We start from the raw sequence: 2,416 nt of genomic DNA on the forward strand, positions 1-2,416 counted from the left end.
CACAATAACTAAGCATATGGCGTGCCGATAGGCCAACGCTATATGCCTTGTTGACTGATCCATTACTTAGAATAAGGGGGAAAACGTTTTTTTGAGGTGTTTTTATAAAAGATTATCTATAAAAAGAGGTATAAAGAAGGTCACACTTAAGGTAATAAAGCATCTGTTTTCTTACCTTTTTTGTTTCTAAACACATTTAAAACAGCGTTTTAGTGTTTGTTATTTGAGTATAGGCAGTAGTAAGCCTCTATGGGCACATTGCCATATCTTTACTGTTTGTATTTGAGTATTTTACGTGTTACTATTTTTTTGTAATTCTTTGGTGGTCCACGACTATCAAAAGTTAATAAGGTTACCAAGGAGCCTTTCTTACAGTGTCTACAGCGTCGATGTAGTGTTTGCTCTTCAGGAATTAAAACAGCTATGACATCTAGATCTTTATCCGCTAATTGGAGCTGTAATTTTGGTAATTTCTCCTTTTTCCAGCTGCTACTTAAAAATCCGTAATGGCGTATTCTTGTAAAGCCTTTAGGTAAAATATGGTTTTGAAAACGCTTAATAAAAGCTTTTGTTGTTAGTGTTTGTGTTGTTTTTTTACCTTGATTTCTGTAATCTTTCAGGCTAAAGGTGACCGTTTTAGATTCCTTATCAATAGCTAGTAATCTATGGTTACTAATCGCTATTTTATGAGTATAGCGTCCTAGATATTCTATAACATGCTCTGGTTTTCCAAAAGGAGCTTTCGCATATACCGCCCACTTCTTAGAAAATAATTTATCATATAATGATTGGGGCAACCTGGGTAACTGTTTTCGTAGTTTTGAAACAAAAACACCTCTAAACTTTACGCTTAAAGCCTTGACACTAAAAAGAAAATCAGCTTTAGTGTTTCCTCTTTTCCAATACCCTGCTTTGCTTATCCCGCCTTTGGGGACTATGCAATGCAAGTGAGGATGTACACTTAAGTTTTGTCCCCAAGTATGTAAGACTGCAATCATCCCCATTTTTGCGCCTAATTCTTTAGGGGTCTTGGCAAAACAACTAAGGGTCTCCCAAACAGAATCAAATAAAATGGCGTAAAGGATCTTTGGTTCTGCTAGTGCTATAGTATTAAGATGATCGGGCAAGGTAAAGACCACATGAAAATAAGGTACTGGTAGCAGCTCTTTTGTTCTTGCTGCTATCCATTGTTGCTGTTTGTGACCTTGACACCTTGGACAATGTCTATTTCTACAGGAATTAAATTGAAGCTCCAATTTTCCACATATTGAACATCAATCTATATATCCGCCAAGCGCCTTGGTACGACATTTCCTAATGGCATGTAAAGCCCTTAAATGCCAACTGGTATTGGATAATTCGTTTAAATGTAAGGCTTCTAAATTCAATATATCTGCAACCGTATGCTTAGGAGGCATTATCTAGAAAACAAAGTATCTAAAGGACTAAACTTTTTTGAACTGCCAGTATTGGCAACATGCAGGTAAACCATCGTGGTTTCTATATGAGCATGCCCAAGAAGTTCTTTTAAACTTATGATATTCAACCCCGCTTCTAGTAAATGGGTGGCATAGCTATGACGCAAAGTATGCGCTGTAAATTTCTTTTGTGTGGCTACCTTAGATCGATTTTCTTTTATAACCCATTGTATGGCTCTTACTGTTATGGGAAGCGGTTCGCCTTGTTTTGTAACCTGACTATTAAAAAGATATGTAATGGGATGCTCTGTTTCTAAGTAACGTTTTAGTCCTCTAATTAGATGGGCACTTAAAGGAAGATAACGATCTCTACTTCCTTTTTTCTTTTTTACAAATACCGTTTTACGTTCAAAATCTATATCTGATTGAAGCAAATTACAGAGTTCATAGCTTCGTAGACCACAGCCGTACATGAGACCTAGCATAAGACGGTGTTTTAAATATTTAGGTGCCTTTAAAAGGTCTCGCACTTCTTGTTTATTAAGCACAATGGGAAGCTTGTTCTGTCTTTTTATTTCTGGAAGTTTGATCCGTTTTTGTTCCATTCCCATAACTTTGTAGGCTGCTCGAAGCCCAAAAATGGTATGCTTAAAAAAACCCTCGGAGGGTGTCTTATGTAGGTTTTGACAATGATATAGATAGTCATTTATAGATTCGATGCCCAATAACTCGGGGCTAGTATTAAAATGAAGCGCTAAATGGGATAAGCAACGTAAATAATTATTTAGGGTACTTACAGACTTACCGTTTATAGAAAAACTCTTTCTTAGTTTTTCTTCTAATAACTTGAATTTTGGAACCCGCTCTAAAGCCGTTTCAAGGAGCGTTTTACTTTTTTTTGATACATATTTTTTTACTTTTTTATTTAGTATCTAAATTTAAGCTATTTTTATAAGCGTTGGAAAGCTTCCGAGGTAACGAGGATTAGTTCAACAATG

1 protein-coding gene and 1 pseudogene are annotated in these 2,416 nt (G+C 35.9%); both read right to left on the bottom strand.

What is annotated here, in order from left to right:
- Nucleotides 1-269: 269 nt before the first annotated feature.
- Nucleotides 270-1,418: pseudogene (locus PQO00_RS20230) on the bottom strand (IS91 family transposase).
- On the bottom strand, nucleotides 1,418-2,023 hold the full coding sequence (locus PQO00_RS20235; protein WP_274186672.1) for a tyrosine-type recombinase/integrase: 606 nt from the start codon (nucleotides 2,021-2,023) through the stop codon (nucleotides 1,418-1,420). Before PQO00_RS20235 ends, PQO00_RS20230 begins: the two are co-directional and overlap by 1 nt.
- Between the last annotated feature and the right edge of the window lie 393 nt (nucleotides 2,024-2,416).

The sequence above is a fragment of the Flavivirga sp. 57AJ16 genome, from assembly GCF_028736925.1.
Taxonomy (GTDB): Bacteria; Bacteroidota; Bacteroidia; order Flavobacteriales; family Flavobacteriaceae; genus Flavivirga.

Excerpts from the sequence above, each read along its gene's own strand:
- PQO00_RS20235 (WP_274186672.1), bottom strand. The coding sequence starts at position 2,023 with ATGGAACAAAAACGGATCAAACTTCCAGAAATAAAAAGACAGAACAAG.